The 18660-nt window shown below is 41.3% G+C and carries 19 protein-coding genes; 11 read left to right on the top strand and 8 right to left on the bottom strand.

Annotated features, from left to right (window positions below):
• Nucleotides 1–16 precede the first annotated feature (16 nt).
• Nucleotides 17–307 carry a cold shock domain-containing protein gene (locus WA352_RS12370; RefSeq protein WP_004804787.1) on the top strand — a complete coding sequence of 97 codons (291 nt, stop codon included), beginning with the start codon at nt 17–19 and terminating at the stop codon, nt 305–307.
• 340 nt (nt 308–647) lie between these two features.
• A complete protein-coding gene (locus WA352_RS12365) occupies nt 648–2708 on the top strand; it encodes a TonB-dependent receptor (RefSeq protein ID WP_081406945.1) in 2061 nt (686 codons plus the stop codon).
• A gap of 49 nt (nt 2709–2757) precedes the next feature.
• Here the strand turns inward: WA352_RS12365 and gigC are convergent, their stop codons facing one another.
• A complete protein-coding gene (gene gigC, locus WA352_RS12360) occupies nt 2758–3642 on the bottom strand; it encodes a LysR family transcriptional regulator GigC (protein WP_004804792.1) in 885 nt (294 codons plus the stop codon).
• Between the two features lie 84 nt (nt 3643–3726).
• Between gigC and WA352_RS12355 the strand changes: the two genes are divergently transcribed.
• Nucleotides 3727–4488, top strand: a complete 762-nt coding sequence (locus WA352_RS12355) for a ferredoxin--NADP reductase (RefSeq protein ID WP_005205637.1) — start codon at nt 3727–3729, stop codon at nt 4486–4488.
• Nucleotides 4489–4510: 22 nt separating this feature from the next.
• Here WA352_RS12355 and WA352_RS12350 read toward each other — a convergent pair whose 3' ends face one another.
• Nucleotides 4511–4933, bottom strand: coding sequence for a hypothetical protein (locus WA352_RS12350; RefSeq protein ID WP_004804795.1), 423 nt, complete (start codon nt 4931–4933; stop codon nt 4511–4513).
• Nucleotides 4934–5136: 203 nt separating this feature from the next.
• On the opposite strand from WA352_RS12350, the gene WA352_RS12345 reads away from it, so the two are divergent.
• From WA352_RS12345 to WA352_RS12335, 3 genes are all read left to right on the top strand, one after another.
• Nucleotides 5137–5337 (top strand): hypothetical protein, encoded by a 201-nt coding sequence (locus tag WA352_RS12345; protein ID WP_004804796.1) that lies wholly within the window; start codon nt 5137–5139, stop codon nt 5335–5337.
• Nucleotides 5338–5566: 229 nt separating this feature from the next.
• Nucleotides 5567–7201, top strand: coding sequence for a mechanosensitive ion channel (locus WA352_RS12340; protein ID WP_033133492.1), 1635 nt, complete (start codon nt 5567–5569; stop codon nt 7199–7201).
• A gap of 213 nt (nt 7202–7414) precedes the next feature.
• Nucleotides 7415–7594: a hypothetical protein gene (locus tag WA352_RS12335; protein ID WP_004804800.1), complete on the top strand. Its 180-nt coding sequence runs from the start codon at nt 7415–7417 to the stop codon at nt 7592–7594.
• 50 nt (nt 7595–7644) lie between these two features.
• Here the strand turns inward: WA352_RS12335 and WA352_RS12330 are convergent, their stop codons facing one another.
• Nucleotides 7645–8841 (bottom strand): NAD(P)/FAD-dependent oxidoreductase, encoded by a 1197-nt coding sequence (locus WA352_RS12330; RefSeq protein ID WP_033133493.1) that lies wholly within the window; start codon nt 8839–8841, stop codon nt 7645–7647.
• A gap of 141 nt (nt 8842–8982) precedes the next feature.
• Between WA352_RS12330 and WA352_RS12325 the strand changes: the two genes are divergently transcribed.
• Complete coding sequence (locus tag WA352_RS12325; RefSeq protein WP_004804804.1) at nt 8983–9348, top strand: DUF4870 family protein; 366 nt, start codon at nt 8983–8985, stop codon at nt 9346–9348.
• 44 nt (nt 9349–9392) lie between these two features.
• Here WA352_RS12325 and WA352_RS12320 read toward each other — a convergent pair whose 3' ends face one another.
• From WA352_RS12320 to WA352_RS12305, 4 genes are all read right to left on the bottom strand, one after another.
• Entirely contained in the window at nt 9393–10259 is an 867-nt protein-coding gene (locus WA352_RS12320; protein WP_033133494.1) for a 1-aminocyclopropane-1-carboxylate deaminase/D-cysteine desulfhydrase, read from the bottom strand.
• A 66-nt stretch (nt 10260–10325) separates the two neighbouring features.
• Nucleotides 10326–11489 carry an HlyD family secretion protein gene (locus tag WA352_RS12315; protein ID WP_005312488.1) on the bottom strand — a complete coding sequence of 388 codons (1164 nt, stop codon included), beginning with the start codon at nt 11487–11489 and terminating at the stop codon, nt 10326–10328.
• A 23-nt stretch (nt 11490–11512) separates the two neighbouring features.
• Complete coding sequence (locus WA352_RS12310; protein WP_004804807.1) at nt 11513–13159, bottom strand: MFS transporter; 1647 nt, start codon at nt 13157–13159, stop codon at nt 11513–11515.
• Nucleotides 13160–13172: 13 nt separating this feature from the next.
• A complete protein-coding gene (locus WA352_RS12305) occupies nt 13173–13721 on the bottom strand; it encodes a TetR/AcrR family transcriptional regulator (RefSeq protein ID WP_005205624.1) in 549 nt (182 codons plus the stop codon).
• A 184-nt stretch (nt 13722–13905) separates the two neighbouring features.
• Here WA352_RS12305 and WA352_RS12300 point away from each other — a divergent pair, with 184 nt between their 5' ends.
• From WA352_RS12300 to WA352_RS12285, 4 genes are all read left to right on the top strand, one after another.
• On the top strand, nt 13906–14583 hold the full coding sequence (locus WA352_RS12300) for a DUF1345 domain-containing protein (RefSeq protein WP_005312491.1): 678 nt from the start codon (nt 13906–13908) through the stop codon (nt 14581–14583).
• A 101-nt stretch (nt 14584–14684) separates the two neighbouring features.
• Nucleotides 14685–15452 (top strand): class I SAM-dependent methyltransferase, encoded by a 768-nt coding sequence (locus WA352_RS12295; RefSeq protein WP_033133495.1) that lies wholly within the window; start codon nt 14685–14687, stop codon nt 15450–15452.
• 103 nt (nt 15453–15555) lie between these two features.
• Nucleotides 15556–16164 carry a hypothetical protein gene (locus WA352_RS12290; RefSeq protein WP_005312497.1) on the top strand — a complete coding sequence of 203 codons (609 nt, stop codon included), beginning with the start codon at nt 15556–15558 and terminating at the stop codon, nt 16162–16164.
• Between the two features lie 7 nt (nt 16165–16171).
• Entirely contained in the window at nt 16172–16690 is a 519-nt protein-coding gene (locus tag WA352_RS12285) for a hypothetical protein (RefSeq protein ID WP_005312506.1), read from the top strand.
• A 106-nt stretch (nt 16691–16796) separates the two neighbouring features.
• Here WA352_RS12285 and WA352_RS12280 read toward each other — a convergent pair whose 3' ends face one another.
• Complete coding sequence (locus WA352_RS12280; protein ID WP_033133496.1) at nt 16797–18419, bottom strand: oleate hydratase; 1623 nt, start codon at nt 18417–18419, stop codon at nt 16797–16799.
• Nucleotides 18420–18660 lie beyond the last annotated feature (241 nt).

Here is an 18660-nt window from a genome sequence, read left to right as displayed (position 1 = left end):
AAGTAGGATAAATGTCATGAAGCAAGAGTTCTATCAGGGAAAAATTAAACAATATAATCCAGACAAAGGCTTTGGCTTTATTGGGACCTCTGAAGGGGATGTGTTTTTTCATATTTCAGAGTATCCCGCTGGTGGCGAGCCGAAAAGAAATGAAAAAGTGAAATTTGTGGTCGTTGAAAATGACGGGAAGTACAAAGCCACAAAAATTGAGCTTGTTGATCCAAATCCAGCGAAAACTAGAAAAACTAAAATAGCGACGCACAATAATTCAATCACATCAGAGTTGTTATCTAACTTCAGACGCTAATTTTTCTGGTTTGATTTGAACTTGTTTTTAAAGCTCAAAAGAGAAGAGGCGGTTAGCCTCTTTTTCTTTCTATCAGTATTGCTTCTCGATTGGCCTATTGTAGCTAATCAGCTGTTGAACTAAGTCCGAGAGGCAAAGCATTTCATCGGTTATTAAGTTAAAAATAAATTATGTGAATTCTCATGATGAGATTTTTATATTCATTAAATAAATGGTTATCATTTTATTAATGATTTTTATTATCATTTGTTAATTTATCTTATATACTGTGGTCAAATTTTTATCGGGGTTTGATCACTTGAAAAAGAATATATTATTTTTATCTCTTATCGCTTTGCCGATGTTTGCTGTTGCTGAAGACAATACCGTTTTACCAACGATTACGGTAAAAGCTGATCAACAAGAGAGTTATGCTGCTGGTAAGCTCAAGAAAAATTCAAATTTGGGTAGCTTAGGCAATAAATCTACTATTGATACCCCGTTTTCTGTTACGACTTATTCGGATAAGTTGATTCAAGATCAGCAAGCTGCCACTGTTTCAGAAGTATTAAGAAATGATCCAAGTATTCGTGAAACAACCAATGCTGGACATTTAAATGAAAATGTTCAGATTCGTGGTTTTAGCGTTGGATTTGAAGACTATAACCTAAATGGCCTGTTTGGAATGGCGCCGACTGGGCGTATTCCTACAGATATTCTTGAGTCAGTCACTTTGTTAAAAGGCCCAAATGCTTTAGTTGCTGGGATGGCGCCAGCAGGTAGTGTTGGTGGCGTTGTCATGGCTCAGACTAAACGTGCCAATCAAGATTTGACTCAAGTTTCAGCGAGTTATGAAGATGGGGGATACTATAAATCAGGTTTTGATGTATCCCGTCGCTTAGGCGCAAATAATGAATTTGGTATCAGAGCGAGTGGTTCATATGGTACAGGGGAACATCTTATTGATGGAATGGATGATAGCAATGCAACTGGCGTACTCGCACTTGACTATACGACAGACAAATTAAAGTTAAATTTTGATGCCTATGCGATGCGAGATGATCGTGAAGGTGGTTCACCAGCAATGGTCTCAATGGGAACAATTAAGCAAGTGATTGCAGCTCCTGATGGTAATAATAACTATTTTCCAAAAATTGAAGGAAAGCAGAGTAGCCAATATGCGGGACTATCTGGTGAATACAAGTTCGCTCCAGATTTAAAAGTGTTTGCAGGGGTTGGATATACTGAAAAAGAATATTCAGGCCATCTTTTTGGTACACGAATGATTGTGCAAAATGCTGAAACAGGTGCTGCAAAATCTCAATATTATCGAGTAGGGACTCAGGAACACAATGTTGCGGCAAACACGGGTCTTGAAGCGAAATTTGAAACAGGAAGTATCAAACATACTGTTGGTATTCGAGCAGATTATTTAACGCGTAAATATTGGCAGCACGGTGCGGCAACAGTGTCGGCCTTTGATACTAATTTATATGATCCATTAAACACTGGAGCAATGCCAACCAGCTATCCTAAAATAGTACCTTACGGGGACAACAAGTATGTGAGCTATACATTGACTGACCAAGTTTCGATGTTGGATGATCGGTTACAGTTAATTTTAGGAGCGCGCTATCAAGATATTGATACCAAAAACTTATTCAGAAAAACTAGTTACTCAGCAGATAAGGTTTCACCAAGTATAGGTATTGTTATTAAGCCTTTTGCTGAAAATCTTTCTTTTTACGCGAGTTATGTTGAAGGTTTATCTGAAGGTGTAACCGTTTCTGATATTACTTATCCAACTGCGAAAAATAAAGGTGAAACTTTAGCACCGTACCAGACTAAGCAATATGAAATTGGTGCGAAGCATCAAATGGGTTCTTGGTTAAATACTTTAGCGCTGTATCAAATTGAAAAACCAGAAGCTTATTTAGACAGTGCTACATCAATCGTTAAAGATGATGCTGAAACTCGTTCACGTGGGATCGAGTGGTCATTCTCAGGTAATATTACTGAGGATTTAAGCTTGCTTGGAAATCTGGCTTATATCGATGCTGAGTATATTAAGTCTGGAACCCCTGCTCTTGAGGGAAAAACAATTTATGGTATACCTGATTTCACTGCTGGTTTGGCCTTAGATTATAAGATTCCACAAATTGATGGCTTGAGTATAAATACACGTGCGACCTATGTGAGTAAACAGTATTTAAATAACACAAATACTTTGGAATTACCTGATTACACTATTTTTGATTTAGGTGCTAAGTACAAAGCAAAAATTGGTGGTGTGGATACAACATTTAGAGCAAATATTGATAATGTTGCGGACAAAAAACATTGGGCCGGTGTATTTAATAATGACTATGCCATTATTGGTGCAGGTCGTACCTATAAATTGGGTGTGAGTTTCGATTTCTAAATAAAAATAAAAAACGCTTCCTATTGGAAGCGTTTTTTATTGGAGTGAATTACACCTGATGTTCGCAAAATTGTAAAAAGGCTTTCAGTCCAGGCCCTTGGTACTTTTGACGATGCACGAGCATATAGAGCGGTCGGGTTAATTGCCAGAATGGAGTATCCAAGATCACCAGCTGACCTTTCTCTTGTAGCGGTTCAATCGCTAATCTAGAAACACAAGACATGCCTAAACCACCCGCGACAATTTTTAAGATCGCTTCATTATGACCCAGTGTTAAACGAATATTGGCATCGGGTAAATCTTGCAAAATGGCATTATCAAATACTTCACGTGTACCTGAGCCTTCCTCACGTAGAATCCACTCCACATCTAGGAAATCAGTTGGACTCACGGGGCGATTCAACTGTGCTAAGGGATGATCTGGCGCACAACATACGGCTAGCTCATCATCACGCCAATGGATACATTGCAGTTGAGGTAAATGACAAGACCCTTCGATCAAGGCCAGATCCAATTGGAATTGATTGACTGCTTCAATCATTTGACGGGTATTGCCCACTTGCAGTTGCAGATGTGCTTGTGGATGACGTTGTAAAAATTCAGCCATCAAATCTGGCATTAAATAATCACTAATTGTAAGCGTTGCACCTAAACGTAGATCAATGCTTTGTAATTCACCCTTAGCCGCTTGTTCAAAAGAGTCACAGCGACCTAAAATTTCTAAAGCTTGTGGGAGTAAAAAACGTCCCAAATCATTGAGCTGCAATCGTTTACCCAAACGATCAAAGAGTGGTGCACCTAGACCATCTTCTAAATCTGCTAAAGCCATACTTGCCGCACTTTGTGTAAGTCGGACAGCATCACTCGCTTTGGTTACCGTTCCTTCTTGAGCGACCGCCACGAAAACAGCCAACTGGCGTAATGTCATGCGCATGTTAAATAGCCTTAATGTTTTGAGTATCCATCAATTATTCGATCATGCTAACATGAGCGCACTGTTTCATGCCACGTTCTCATCATGTCAATTGAAAAATTTAGCGTAGAAAAGGTTTTATCTGTACACCGTTGGACTCATAATCTTTTTAGCTTCACCATGACTCGACCAGCTCATTTTAAATTTACCGCAGGTCAGTTCGCACGTATTGGTTTAATGGTTGAAGGGGAACTGGTTGTTCGTGCTTATTCAGTTGTCTCTTCACCTTTTGATGAAACATTAGAATTCTTTTCAATTGTTGTGCCTGATGGTGCTTTTACCTCGAATCTACAACACCTCAAAGTCGATGATGAGTTGTATCTGGAAAAAATTTCCTATGGCTATTTAACGCTGGCACGTTATCAACAACCGTTACCACAGGATTTATGGTTATTGGGAACAGGCACGGGGCTTGCGCCGTTTTTATCGATGTTACAAGACTTTGAAACATGGAATAAATATCAGCAGATCAATCTGGTGTATAGCGTACGTACTGAATCTGAGTTGGCTTATGTCGAGCGTATCCAAGAGATTGCAGCCTTATTTGGCGAAGGGCATACGGGCTTTAAGTTCATTCCAATCATTACCCGTGATCCGAATGCCGCCCTGCATGATCGTTTGCCTGTTTTAATTGGCAATGGTGAATTAGAAAAAGCAGCAGGGCTCTCTTTTAACCGAGACAGTAGTCATGTGATGTTATGTGGCAATCCACAAATGGTGGAAGATACTAAAGAAGCCCTGAAGCAACGCGGTTTAATTATGAATCGTCGTGGCGAAGGCAATATTGCTGTAGAGAATTATTGGTAGAAGAGTGCTGAATGGATATGTCTTAATGTACAAACATATCCATAAATTCACGAATTTCTTGAATGGCGGTATCGACATCCGTGGTTAACCAAGTCGGTTCAAACAAGCCAATATAATGCTCTAGGCGATCTTGCGGGACGACCAGACGGACAGGACAATCTTCTTCGAGTAAGCGCCAAGGTAGAATCGGAACTTCATTATCCAAAAAGGGTTGTACATTGCGAATATCGACAATCATCGCATTGATACAATCTGGCAATGGCATCACCGAAAACTCTTCTGTACGACGACGAAAGTATTCTAAATCGCCCCATTTCAGAATATAGCTCGGCTTATTGAACTCAATAATTCCAATCAAATGTTCATCGCGTGTGTGATGTAAAAAACATTGATGGGTCACATCAGTGTCTAATTCAAGAGAAACGCTTTGTTGGCTATAGGACATAAAGCAGAACGGCTGAGAAAGGAGGCGCGTATTATAGCTTATTTTAACGCATTCTAAAACCGACTATATTTTAAACAAAAAATAAATAAAAGAAAGTGGAGTTCTGCAACCAGTGCAACGATAGTCCGAAGCTTTTTCACACAATGCAACACTGGGTATTGCTAATATAAAACTTGAAAAGTAAAAGGATGAGGGCTGCTATCATGCATGATTTTAGTAAGCCACAGCCTCATGTGGCCAGCAAAGAAGAAATTACCAAAAAGAGAAGATTACCCGTTTATATTTTGATTATGGTCGGAATCTTCCTGATTGCATTACTTGTTTATATGGTTGCTGATCATTCAGCCAATCCAACTGCTCAAGTGATCATGTCACATATGCAGTCGGCCATTCTGAATGCTTAAGCAAGCATATCTTTAGACCAAAACCAATTCATAATAAAGCTCATTGGTGTGAATCAATGAGCTTTTTTGCAATATTGTGAGACTTTTTTGTTGTATTAGTGATGCCATTGATTGATTGGAAAATAGACAAAAACTAAGGTGGAAGCATCCATAAATCATGTTCTTCATTGCAGAACGTTCTTAAGTGGATGTGTATCAAGATTTAAAAACACAATATAAGGATAACAACATGAATGATTTTTTTAGTGACCCCTCCAATCGTGGAGGATTTGATGCAATGTATTATTGGGATCAGTTTCATCCTATTTTTGCTGCAGTTGTCATCCTACTTGTAGGGTGGATTGTTGCTTTAGTGATTGCAGCAGGTGTTAAAAAATTACTGCAAAAGCTTGATACCAATCATAAATTGTCTTCTGCAACAGGCCGTACTCCAAATATTGAAAATCTGGTCTCTAAACTGGTGTTCTGGTTTGTGATGATTCTCGCTGTAGTTGGCGCACTCAATGTTTTAAATATCAGTGGGGTCAGTGATCCATTTAGCAATATGGTTGGTCGCGTATTGGCCTATATACCTAACTTGCTGGCAGCAGTCGCCGTGGGCTTTATTGGCTGGATTATCGCACGTCTGGTTCGTGCGGGGCTAACCAATGTACTTTCTAAAACTGAATTCGATGAGAAGCTGAGTGGCGAAGTTGGTGTCAGTTCACTCAGTAGCAATATTGGTGAAATTTTCTATTGGTTAGTGTTATTACTGTTCTTGCCTATTGTCTTATCAATTCTGGGTTTAACAGGGCTTTTAATTCCAGTACAAAACATGGTGAATGAAGCGATTGCTTATCTGCCGAACCTGTTTATTACGGCTGTGATCATTTTCGTGGGCTATGTGTTAGCGAAAATTGTAAGAGGCATTGTTGAAGGCTTAAGTAATAGTCTGGGTTTACAGGCGCAAGCTGAAAAAGTTGGCTTATTTAAGAACTCAAATGTTTCTAAATTCTTAGGTTCATTTGTATTTGCCATCATTATTATTACCACTTTAATTGTGGCTTTTGAAGCCTTGGGTATCCAAGCAATTTCTCAACCTGCAACCGCCATGCTCAATCAAATCATGTATGCAATTCCACAAATCATTGCAGCTGGTTTGATTTTAATTGTGGCTTATATTGTCTCCCGTTTTGTTGGACGTTTAGTGGCTGAACTGATTTCTGGGGCTGGGGTGGATGAAATCCCGATGAAGCTGGATTTACAACGCTTCTTGGGACAAACCCGTGTTTCTGACGTGATCGGTTGTTTAATTGTTTTCTTTACCATGTTATTTGCGGTTTCAGAGGCAGCCAATCGACTTGGATTAGAACAGGTCAGTGTACTGATCGCGATGTTTATCCAGTTTGGCGCAAGTATCCTACTTGGTGCTGTGATTCTAGTGATCGGCTTCTGGTTAGCTAATGTGGTCGCCAACATCGTACAACGTGGTGAATACAACAGTTCACGCTGGTTAGGCAATTTAGTCCGTATCTTAATTATGGGCTTAGTGATTGCAATGGGTTTAAAAGCCATGGGCATTGCTGACTCGATTGTGAATTTGGCATTTGGTTTAACACTTGGTTCAGTTGCAGTCGCATTTGCATTGGCCTTTGGTCTAGGAGGACGTCAACCTGCAGAACGCTTACTGACGGATCTTTTAGATAAAGCAAAAACTGAAGGCAATAAACCAAATCCATTACATAAGGATGAGGTTAAGCCAGTAGTTCCTGTGAGTCCAACACCAACAGCACCAACGACTCCAGTAAATCCTGTGAGTCCGACGCCAACGTCATCAGATACTCCGGCGAATCCACCACCAATTCCGCCGTATTCGGATGAATAGAAAAAATAATCTTTGATTTTTTTAATCAATTCGACCACTCTAAGCAGGGTGGTCGTTTTGTTTGTATCGGCGCTATTGGCTTTTGTTTTGGATTGCGATTGGATATTTTGAGTAAAGTTAGAGGGTTTAAATAACAAATTTGACCTCAAAAGCAATTCATTTATAGCTAAAGTATCAATAGTCTCTAAATAAAAAGTCTATAGGAGAATGAACATGAAGAGGCCAAATCGAGTATTCGCACCGATTATTATTGCAGGCATTACTGTAGGGTTCTTGGCGAGTGCTTATAAATTTGTTGTTGCTAAGTCAAACTCTTCTAAAGAGAGACCCATTGAAAATACACAACAAATCGCAACTTCAGAAGCGGCAAACTCTTCAGACCACCAAAACTGAAACAGATTTTATTGAACGTAGCCTGAAGTGCTGTAATTCATATGGTCATATCAGACAAATTGAGCCGCTGCCTGTGCAGAAGACCATGCCCATTGGAAGTTATAGCCACCTAAGTGTCCTGTAACATCCAGCACTTCACCAATAAAATATAAACCTTTCTGTTTTTTACTTTCCATGGTTTTGGAAGATACTTCACTGGTATCCACCCCACCGAGTGTGACTTCGGCCGTTCGATAACCTTCAGTACCTGATGGTTTTACCGTAAATGCATGCAATTGCGCTGCTATATGTTCGAGTTGTACATCACTGAGATTGCCAATTGGTGTTTCACTTTGTTCTGTCCAAATCAGTTGCTGTAATTCAAGTACGATACTTTTGGCGGTAAATTCACTGATTAAGGTGCGTAGTAGAACTTTAGGCTGTGACTTTTTCTTATCTTTAAAGAATTGTGCAAAGTCTTGGCTTGGGAAGAAATCAATTTTAAAGCTTTCCCCAACATGCCAGTAGTTCGAAAGTTGCAGTGAGCTTGGACCACTAAGACCACGATGGGTAAACAGCAAAGCTTCGGTAAATTGATGACGATCATTGATCAAGGTTGCGTCTAATGCATTGCCACTCAAGCGGGTGGTGACTTCTTTAAACTGATCGGAGAAGGTGAACGGAACCAGACCCGCACGGGTTGGATAAACATGATGTCCGAACTGTTGCGCAAGTTCATAACCAAAACCTGAGCCACCGAGGGTTGGAATGGATAATCCGCCCGTTGCCACAACTAAGGATTCACAGTGATAAGTCCCTTGACTGGTTTCAATCATAAAACTGGAATCTGCCTGAGCCTTCACTTGCTGTACTTCACAGTGGGTTTGAATCTGAACACGTTTGGCTTTGTCACATTCTGAAAGTAAAAGTTCCAGAATCTCTTTAGATCCTTTGAGGGTAAATAATTGCCCGTGTTTGCGTTCTTCGTACTCGATGCCGTATTCGCAGACCAAAGCAATAAAGTCCCAATTGGTGTATCGCGTTAAGGCTGAGATGACGAAATGTGGGTTTTCAGACAAATAATTGGCAGCTTCGACCTCCAGATTGGTAAAGTTACATTTACCACCACCTGACATCAAAATCTTTTTGCCGACTTTATTGGCTTTTTCCAACACCACAACCGAGCGCCCACGTTTGCCTGCTTCTGCAGCCAACATCAAGCCTGATGCACCTGCACCTAAAACAACAACATCAACTTGATGAACCATGGGGAAAATACTCAAGGGAGGAAAAGCGGGCAATTATAGAAGATTTAGAGCAGTTTGAGTATGTTGATTGTTTGATTAAAAAAGATACTTTTAAAATCAAAGCATGTTATAAAATTGGACTCAATAAAGGGGATAACAATAATGAATGATAAGACTTTTTTAGAAGGCACTCCGCCTCATCAGCAAGATCAACTCAGACAATATACCTTAATTGCGTATGGGCTTTATGCGGCCAGTATTTTTGTGGGATTAACAAGTATTGCTGCCATTATTATGAATTATATGAAGCGTGACGAGGTAAAAGGAACATGGTTGGCCAGTCATTTTGAATGGCAAATCAAAACCTTTTGGATCACTCTCATTGCTGCAATTATTGGATTTATCTTGTCTTTTGTACTCATTGGTATTCCGATTCTATTTGCAGCATCAATCTGGTTTATTTATCGCATTGTCAAAGGCTTAGTGGTGTTTATGGACAATAAGCCGATTGGTGATGGCTGGTTTTAAGCACTTGATTCGATCAAATAAAAAGTCACTTGCGAGTGGCTTTTTTATTTTAAGCGCCCTTGTAATCCACCCGTATGAATCGCCAAAATACGGCTATTTTCAGGAAAATACTGCTGCTGAATTAAATCGAATAGCCCCAGCATCATCTTGGCGGTATAGACCTGTTCCAAAGGAATTGCATATTGTTGTTCGAAGTGTTGCATAAATTGCAGCAACTCAGCTGTGGTTTTTGCATAACCACCACAGCAGTAGGCATCGGTTAAAGACCAATTACTTTTGTTGGTCCACTGTTGAATATTCTGTTTTAGGAAGTCGCCTTTCAATGCTGAAAAACCTAGAACCTGTTGTTGTGCAGAGCTGCTTTCAATCAGTCCAGCAATGGTGCCACCTGTTCCAACTGCACAACAAATCACATCATAATTTTCTCGATCATCTTTGCTTAAAATTTCCTGTGTTCCTTGCAGTGCAAGTGCATTGCTGCCACCTTCTGGAACAATAAAGGCCTGAGGATATTGCTGTTGTAGTTGTTGTAAATATTCCGCTTCATGGCGCAGTCGATACTCAGCCCGACTGACAAAATGCAATTGCATACCAAAATCTTGCGCTGTCTGTAGGGTAGGGTTTAAGTTTTGAGTTGCAAGTTCTTCACCACGAATTATGCCAATGCTTTGCAAGCCAAAACGCTGTGCAGCATAGGCTGTAGCAGCAATATGATTGGAGAAAGCACCACCAAAAGTCAGAACTTGAGTCAAACCTTGTTGTTGTGCTGCAAGCAGGTTGTATTTCAGCTTATAAAATTTATTGCCTGAAATGTGAGGATGAATCAGGTCCAGACGCTTAATGGTCAGTTGAACCGAACTAGGAAGTGCTAATGTTTGATAGGGTGTGGGAAAAGCAATGTGATCAAACATTTTCGAACAAGAGAAATGGATTTGATCACATTGTAAATGGATTTGATTGAGAATGTCAGTTTTGTATTAGGAGTCGGTATCCACAGAGGTAATTACCGACATCCCAGGACGTAAGTTTTCGATGCCTTTTTGATTTGGATCTATGGCGATACGGACTGAAATACGTTGTACCACCTTGGTAAAGTTACCTGTGGCATTGTCGGGTTTGAGTACACTAAATTCTGAACCTGCGGCAGGGGAAATCTGTTCAACATGTCCTGTAAATTTCTGATGATTCATCGCATCGACGGTGAAATACGCTTTTTGCCCAATTTTCATATTGGCAATTTGGGTTTCTTTAAAGTTGGCAATCACCCACGTTTGTGTCGGAATCAGATAAAGCAATTGTGTCCCCGCAGCGACATATTGGCCCACCCGTGGATTGACCTCACCCAATTGTCCATCCAGTGGTGCAACAATGGTGCTGTAGTCTTTGGTGGTATTGGCTTGGTCGAGTTGTGCTTGTGCACTATTAACTTGTGCTTTTAAGCCAGACTGTGCCACTTGCGCCGTTTTTAAAGCTTCTTGTGCCACCAAGATATTGGCTTCGGCTTGTTTTAGTAAGGCGTGATTATTCTGCGCATCTGCCGCGGCTTTATCTTGTTCAGATTTAGACGCCGCACCGCTATCGCCCAATTGTTGGTAGCGTTTTAGCTGAGCCACAGATAAATCATACTGTGCCTTGACTTGATCCAGTTTGGCTTGTGCGGCCACAACATCGGCCTGACGTTGCGCAATGGCTTGGGTTTGATTGGCAAGACTGTTTTCTGCTTGCTCTACACCAGATGCTGCTTGCGTCACTTTTTGGTCATAGGTGGTGGCATCAATATGCATCAAAACCTGACCTTGTTTAACTTGATCAAAGTCTTTGACCAAGACATCTTTAATATAGCCATTGATCTGTGAAGACAGGATGGTGGTTTTACCTTTCACATAGCTATTGTCAGTTTGTTCAACTGCTGTATGGAAGGGGCCAATGCGCCATGCCCATAAAATAATGGTGATTCCGACCAATAACACCAGCAGCATCCACCACAGGGTAGAGCGTTTGGTTTTAATGAGTTTACTGGTCGGCGGTGGTGGTGGAGGCGGCATTTGGGCGACAGTCTCAGGCACCTTGGCTGCTTGAGTTGTCTCATTTTGCTCAGTGGTTTGAGCATTATTATTTTCAGGTTTCTCTTGTTCGGACATAAGCTTTTCTCAATCAAAAAGGACTAACTGGCTGCTTGCAGATTTTTTCGGGTTTTGTATTTATCCCGTGCATATTTAAATAGCCCCCACAGCAATAACACCACTGCAAAAATACCGTTTAATACGATTACATCGTTATAGGCACGTACCTGAGCCTCACGGGTGACCACCTTATTCAGGTTTTGCAAGGCTTGGTTATTTTGCAAAACAGGGTCATTGCTACTGACCATGGCACTATGTTGGTAGGCTTGTAAACGCTGTGCCACAATTGGATTTGTCGGGTCAAGATTGCTATTGATTTCGACTTTATAATCATAGGTATGGCGCTGCTGATAGGTGTTGAAAAAGGAGGAGCCGACCAAACCACCAAAATTCTGTGTGGCTGAAAACAGTACAATGAAGGTCACCACATATTGCGGGCCACGTTGCAGGGTACGCATAAAGCCCATCAGCAGCAGTGGGCCGATAAACACACCACCTGCAAAGCTGACGAGAAATTGACTGCGGTAAAAGTTGGCAGGACGCACATCACTGGTCAGGTGATAGTCCAGCGCACAAGCAATCAAAATCAGGATTTCAGCAAGGAACAAATTCAGAATCAGTCGTTCACGATGGAAGGTCAGAGCACTAAATACCGAACCTGCAATGGTGCCGCAGAAGATCACCACATACAGTGGTACAAACTGGTCAGGTCCCATGCCCATAGTCTTAAGGAAATTGACCGCAGCATAGCTTTGTTCTGACATGAGTAAGCGTAGGGCGAAGGCACTGACCACAAAACTGAGTAGATCACCTGCGGCTAACCAACGGGTCATAATCAATGGATTGCTGCGATAGTGTTCATAAGTCAGTCCCAACACAATCAAACAAAAACCGACGATTAAGGTGTAGGCCAACCAAGGACTATTGAACCACCATAAAATCGGCCCTTGGGTGAGTACGATACACAGACAGGCAAAACCGGGTGCAAGCAAGGCAAAGGTAAAGAAGTCCTGCTTCTCGAATACCTCTAAGCGTAGGCTGCGTGGCAGTTTTAACGCCACCACCATGGCAAAACAACAAATTGCCAAACCCAATTCAAAGGTATAAATCACATCCCACTGATTGGCACTGAGCAGAAAAGGCGAGATGATCCATGCCAAAGGCAGGCCAAGTTGCTGAAAGCCGAAGGCCAGATAAATCCCTTTGGCCATATCCGCCTTACCAAAGGCTTGCATGGTGTAATACATCCCTAGCGAGCTTAAAGGCGCAGCTGCCAAACCTGCAATAAAGCGCACAAATAAGGCAACTTCATAGGTTTGAACAAAGATATGTAATACCAGTACACCAATAAAAGCCAACAGGCCAATTTCTGAAAATAAGCGCAAACCATATTGTTGGCGGGCTTTAAACAGAATCAGGTTAGAGCTGACATTGGCCATCACATAGGCTGCAGGTAGCCATGCTGCTTGCGATGGGGTGAGACCATATTCACCTTGGAAAATCGGTAAATTGGCAACGATAAACCCGTTACTTAAACTGGCTGCAATACATATAAACAGACCAATAAAAAAATAGGCAAAACGTTTTGGTCGGGCATGTGCAATTGCAGCAGGCGAGCCCGGTAAGGTTGGGCGCTCATCGGCAGACCAATCTGGAGGAGTCTCTAGATAGCGAGGGCTTTTATCCATATTATTCCTCGAACTAAACTTTAATGCCGTTTAATAATAATTCTATTGCTCGTTTGGCTAAGCGCACTTGATCAGAGGCGTGATGTCCTTGAAATGAAGAGCCCAAAATCGCTGTAATCATGGCAAAATCGTGTGGCGTTAAATCTGGACGACACAATTTGTGTTTTATGGCGCGATCAATCAAGGGTTGCAGTGCTTTATCACGCCGCTCATAAATGTTTAGCATGATTGGGTCTTGCCGATCAATAATGCGCCAGTAATCAATCAGCACCACCAGATGGGGCAATTGTTCGATATGCCCCTCGATCAGACGAATAAAGCCATCATCAAAGTCTTGTAAGGCAAGCGTACGTTGTTCCAAACGTTCTATGGCACGTTCCAGTAATGCTGTCATCAAGGCTTTACGATCTGCAAAATTACGGTAAAAGGTTGCACGTCCCACGCCAGCATGATCAATAATGGCTTGTAAAGGCACATGAACCCCTTGCTTGCGAAAGATTTCTTCAGCCGCATTTAGAAGTTCATCACGATTATGCGCTGCCAATTGCTGACGTTTTGCCATGATTCAAATTTCTTGGGAGATAGGGTGAATTAAACGGACATTTTTGTCCGAAGTAAATATGCTGAGAAACTTTATTTTGTTTAATTTCGGTTAAATTGACGTTCTGAGTGAGTTTTCTCAGGCCATACAGTGTTAAAAAATAAGGGTAAATTACGCATGTATAAAAAATACAAATAGGTGGAAAATGCAAGGATTTATCCCGCGCTTGCTAAAAGGAATAAAGTATCGGCCATATTTGTCTGCGACTTTTTCTTTGGGACTTATGATTTATGGGGCTTTGCATCTGCTTACCCAGTGGCATTGGGCAACCTGCTTACAACTGGGTTGGAATATTGCGATTTGGCTGTATTTATTTCTGACCTTGAAAATGATGTGGCACTTGGACGCCACCCATATTTTACAACGCGCCAAGCAACAGGATGAAGGTAAGTGGATGATCTTGACCGTGGTGCTGGTTGCCATTGTAATCTGCTTTATTTCGATTGTGGTGCAATTGGGGCATGTGCCTAAAGATCAGCCGATTTTAAAAAGTGCTCTGATTTTACTGACCATCGGGACGATTTTTTCAACGTGGTTATTACTGCATACTTTATTTGCGATTCACTATGCACATGATTACTACCTTGCCAAAAGTCGTCATCAAGAAGCAGGTTTGGATTTTCCTAAAACCGATCAACCTGATTATCTCGATTTTATCTATTTCAGTTATATCATTGGTACCTCTGCACAAACGGCTGATGTCTCAATTACCAGCTCAGCGCTCCGACATCTGAATATTTTTCATTGTGTCTTGGCTTTTATTTTTAATACCGTGATCTTGGCGGTGGCGATTAATGTCGCAGCCAGCTTGATTGGTCTTTAATTAATAACTTATTTTTATAAATTAATTTAAAATTGATCATTTTTATTTTTGATTAAGGTTGGTTATTTTTGAAGCTAAACCCACAGTGCAAGGATAAGAAGATGAATACCCAGCATCAAGTTAATCAACAGCAATATCAAGATAAATCCCAAGCCTATTTAAACAGCACAGTGCATGCGCAAGGTGTTGAGTTTGCAAAAATGCAGCATTTGATCCAGTCACATCAATTGAAGACCGTGTTGGACTTAGGCTGTGGCGGTGGCCATGTCAGCTATCAGATCGCACCATTTACTGGTGAAGTAACTGCTTATGATTTAACGCCGTCGATGGTGGAGTTGGTGGCGCAACAGGCCAAGCAAAAGGGCTTGAATAATGTGATCGCTCAGCAAGGGGCTGCCGAGAGTTTACCCTTTGCCGATCAACGCTTTGATTGTGTGATTACCCGCTATTCAGCACATCATTGGCACAACGTCGCGCAGGCGATGGCGGAAATTCGCCGTGTATTGGCGCCACAAGGCAAGGTGATTATTGTCGATATTTTAGGGCACTCAAATCCTGTGATGGATACCTTCTTTCAGAGCATTGAAACCATTCGAGACCCAAGTCATGTACGCAATTATAGTTTGCAGGAATGGATGCGCTTTGCTGAATCTGCAGGTTTTAGGGTCGAGACAGTTGAAAAGCAATATTTAGATTTAGAGTTCAAGAGCTGGACAGCGCGGATGCAAACCCCTGAATATGCGATTCAGACCATTCGTCATTTACAGAAAAAGGCATCTGATCAAACCCAGCAATATTATCGTATCCAAGCAGATGGTTCATTCAGCAGTGAAGTGTTGTATATGGTGCTTTCAACGTCATGTGGATGAGGTTAGCAATAAAACATTGAATTCCCAATCTATTCTAAGCAGAATAAGCTGTCTATTTTGTGGCACTTAGACCACGGCTTAAATCAATTGGGTATATTATAAAATGACAAGTAGATTAATTTTAGCAATCAGTTTGCTCTGTTGCAGTAGCGCGCTATGGGCTAAAACCGAAGTTTTGGCTCAAGCGGGTGAGGTCAAAATTATTAAACGAAATTGCAATGTGAAAACCGATGCCTGTGACTATATTAAAACCTATAAAGGTCAAGACAAAGTCTTAATATCGCAATGGAATAAGACGGCAAGGGCCTATCAATTCACCCCAAAACTGATCGGTTTTAAGCTTGGTGCAACAGGCAGTGCACATATCCTCACGGTGTATGATCAAAATAATAAGCAGCAGGAATTCTTTGAATTATTAAAAATGTCACCCAATCAAAAGTGCTTCGTGACCAAACAGCAATTGGATAAAGAACATGACAAAGTGGTGTTTTACCGCCTGCCTGAACTCAAGCCTTATTTAAGTATCAGTAAAAAAGATCCAAAGTTTAGCGAGATGGAGCAGATTGGCTATTCTACCTTCTTTGACGAGAGCGATGGCTCGTTTAATTTTGGCTATGATGCGGAAGAAGACGGAGAGAAATATTTTCAGGAGATCAAAGTCGAAAATCCATGTAGTTTAAAACCTAAAATCATTAAACAAGGTGATGAGTAAAATCAAAATGATGATACAAAATAAGATGTTGAAATTGGTGCTTGCTGCTACGGTATTGGTCGCGACACAGACTGCTTTTGCTGCGGAAAGCGTCAAGAAAACACGTTATGGGCAAGTTCAAATTAAAGTCAGCCCTGAGACTGGGCAAGAAACGCTATATTTTAATCATAAGATGGTACTGCCAAAAATTGAGGGCAATAACGGTCTGTCGATTGAAGGCATTTATAAATTACACATGGATGATGTGGTTTTGGTGCAAGACATTGGCGGCAGTGGTTGTCCGATCCAACTGAATTTTGTGAAAATCAGTCCAAACCAGAAAGTGACGGTTTCGCCTGTTTTTGGCTCATGTTCGGATCTCATCAAAGTTTCAGCAAAACCCAATCAAATTATCGTGAGCATGCCTGACTTTATGGGGGCACCAGAAAGTGAGGAGCAAGAACGCAAAGTTGCTCAGAAGAAAATGATTTATAGCTATGATGGAAAATTACTGAAAGAAAATGGCAAGCTGCTGCTTCAAGAATAAGCGTACTACTTAGCAAATTAGACTGAATTTTGCTCATGGCTAAGGACTGATCAAGTGGATGAAGTAGATCATCAAGATCTACTTCATTTTAGTATTTCAGAAGGATTTAATGAAATACGGTTTCTAAGGCTTTTAAACCGACTTTAGGGTCGAGCAGACCGTTGTAGATTTCAGGAACTTCACGGTCTACCCCTAAGAGTTGATAAATAGCAAGCATGGCGCCACGGATGGAATATTCCACGGTAAACACCACATCATCTTCCAGTTCCACAAATTGACCCAAGAAAGCAAAATTAACGGCATTCTCTGGAATCAGTAAGGGACGGTCGCCCGCTTTACGACAGGCAAACAGGGCAGAAGCATAGGGCATCATCACGGTGCTAATGTCACTATGCGCCAGTACATGATCCAGAATATCGTCGAATCCGAGTTGGCGAATTAACTCAATCACAATTTCTTGCCCAGTGGCTTCACTCATTGGTTTTTTGATGTAGTCACCGATGTGGTCAATTTCAAAGCCATAGCCCCATAGGGTAAATTTGCCTTTAGGTAGGTCAGCAAAATGTGGCTGCGCAGGCACGACGATGGATAAATGCCAGCCTGATTCAAACCAAGTCATCAGTGCACCCGTTCCTGGCTCATTGCCTGTGTATTCGATGATACGTTTGAGCAGCACATCATCATGCAGGGTCAGGGTAAAAGACTTCCATTTATGTTCGTCGATATTGCCATTAAAGGTCATTGGGCGGCCAAAATCAGGTGCTTTTTGTGCAAGGGTTTCCCATAAGCGCCAGCCATGGTCCTGTCGATCACGAATTAAGGCTGGCACATCATTTTGACCACCATAACGTGAATCGGCTGTAATCGAGCCTAAGGTAAATAAGGCGAGATCATGTTCACCTAAGATAATCTGTTCAGTCCCTTCTGAGAGATTGAGATAAAGCTTGCTTGCCTTACGTTGTTTACTTTGCTCATCTTCAATAAAATCAGCATCGGTGACATAAGTACCAAAGCGCACATCCACGCCTTGTTCGACTAACCAACGTTGTAAGGGATAAATCATCGAATCATATTGATTGTATTTAGTACGCTTAACCCCAGCCAAGGTATGAATACGGGGTAATTCCTGAATAAAGCGTAAGAAATAGCGGCGTAATTCCGCTGCACTATGCCATTTCTGAAAGGCAAAGGTGGTGCGCCACATCCGCCAGAAATTGCTTTGGAAAAATGCATCATCAAAAAATTCATCAATACGACGGCTGCCAATCCGTTCTTCTTTGAGTGCCAGCAGGCGTAGCATCTGTGCGCGATTCAAGGTGGATAAGCCAAGCTTTTCGGCTTCTGCAATGACATGGTTGGCATCGATTAAGCGAGCTTGGGCATGGGTTTTAATTTTTTCATTAAATTCACGGCATTCTTCGCGGACAGAAATGTTGGGATCTTCCAGTGAGGGGATGCTGGAAAATAGATCCCATGTGCAGAGGTAGGTTTCATCGGTCAACATTCTTCCACCACGAGTTACCCATGCATGGTTTGGATTGAGTGGGTTGTGTCCACCATCCATTGAACCGCCTGAGACCTCAAGCTCTTCTAAAATATGAATGTTTTGGGCAGGGACTTTGGCATCACGAATGGCAAAGGCTGCCGCCGCCATACCAGCAATACCACCGCCAATAATCCACAGATGTGATTGTGAAGGGTCTAAATTTTTCAATTTTTTAGTTTGCATCTAATGTGCCTCGGTTATCGTTATTGATGAAAATGAATTTAATTCCATAAATTTATTATGGGTTTTAAGTCGCTAAAAATAAATGAAAGTTACACTAAAATGGATGACAAATTTTGATCATAAAATTAGTTTTATAGAAAAATCGGATACTCGATCCATGACGGAGATGAATATGCTATTTTTAAGTGTTTGATATTCATTGTAAATTGAGTCTTTGCTCTAGCTTGAGGCTTTCTCATCA

It is taken from the genome of Acinetobacter sp. 102 (assembly GCF_037028485.1).
In the GTDB taxonomy this organism is placed as follows: Bacteria; Pseudomonadota; Gammaproteobacteria; order Pseudomonadales; family Moraxellaceae; genus Acinetobacter; species Acinetobacter higginsii.
Note: the sequence above shows the minus strand (reverse complement) of the source record. Positions and strands in the feature narration are given on the sequence as shown.

What these genes read in the sequence shown, in the direction of transcription:
- WA352_RS12325 (WP_004804804.1), top strand. Translation starts at nt 8,983, where the DNA reads ATGAATGATAAGACTTTTTTAGAAGGCACTCCGCCTCATCAGCAAGAT.
- WA352_RS12290 (WP_005312497.1), top strand. Translation starts at nt 15,556, where the DNA reads ATGACAAGTAGATTAATTTTAGCAATCAGTTTGCTCTGTTGCAGTAGC.
- WA352_RS12295 (WP_033133495.1), top strand. Translation starts at nt 14,685, where the DNA reads ATGAATACCCAGCATCAAGTTAATCAACAGCAATATCAAGATAAATCC.
- WA352_RS12370 (WP_004804787.1), top strand. Translation starts at nt 17, where the DNA reads ATGAAGCAAGAGTTCTATCAGGGAAAAATTAAACAATATAATCCAGAC.
- WA352_RS12330 (WP_033133493.1), bottom strand. Translation starts at nt 8,841, where the DNA reads ATGGTTCATCAAGTTGATGTTGTTGTTTTAGGTGCAGGTGCATCAGGC.
- WA352_RS12345 (WP_004804796.1), top strand. Translation starts at nt 5,137, where the DNA reads ATGCATGATTTTAGTAAGCCACAGCCTCATGTGGCCAGCAAAGAAGAA.
- WA352_RS12285 (WP_005312506.1), top strand. Translation starts at nt 16,172, where the DNA reads ATGATGATACAAAATAAGATGTTGAAATTGGTGCTTGCTGCTACGGTA.
- WA352_RS12335 (WP_004804800.1), top strand. Translation starts at nt 7,415, where the DNA reads ATGAAGAGGCCAAATCGAGTATTCGCACCGATTATTATTGCAGGCATT.
- WA352_RS12350 (WP_004804795.1), bottom strand. Translation starts at nt 4,933, where the DNA reads ATGTCCTATAGCCAACAAAGCGTTTCTCTTGAATTAGACACTGATGTG.
- WA352_RS12315 (WP_005312488.1), bottom strand. Translation starts at nt 11,489, where the DNA reads ATGTCCGAACAAGAGAAACCTGAAAATAATAATGCTCAAACCACTGAG.
- WA352_RS12365 (WP_081406945.1), top strand. Translation starts at nt 648, where the DNA reads ATGTTTGCTGTTGCTGAAGACAATACCGTTTTACCAACGATTACGGTA.
- gigC (WP_004804792.1), bottom strand. Translation starts at nt 3,642, where the DNA reads ATGCGCATGACATTACGCCAGTTGGCTGTTTTCGTGGCGGTCGCTCAA.
- WA352_RS12340 (WP_033133492.1), top strand. Translation starts at nt 5,567, where the DNA reads ATGAATGATTTTTTTAGTGACCCCTCCAATCGTGGAGGATTTGATGCA.
- WA352_RS12320 (WP_033133494.1), bottom strand. Translation starts at nt 10,259, where the DNA reads ATGTTTGATCACATTGCTTTTCCCACACCCTATCAAACATTAGCACTT.
- WA352_RS12305 (WP_005205624.1), bottom strand. Translation starts at nt 13,721, where the DNA reads ATGGCAAAACGTCAGCAATTGGCAGCGCATAATCGTGATGAACTTCTA.
- WA352_RS12300 (WP_005312491.1), top strand. Translation starts at nt 13,906, where the DNA reads ATGCAAGGATTTATCCCGCGCTTGCTAAAAGGAATAAAGTATCGGCCA.
- WA352_RS12280 (WP_033133496.1), bottom strand. Translation starts at nt 18,419, where the DNA reads ATGCAAACTAAAAAATTGAAAAATTTAGACCCTTCACAATCACATCTG.
- WA352_RS12355 (WP_005205637.1), top strand. Translation starts at nt 3,727, where the DNA reads ATGTCAATTGAAAAATTTAGCGTAGAAAAGGTTTTATCTGTACACCGT.
- WA352_RS12310 (WP_004804807.1), bottom strand. Translation starts at nt 13,159, where the DNA reads ATGGATAAAAGCCCTCGCTATCTAGAGACTCCTCCAGATTGGTCTGCC.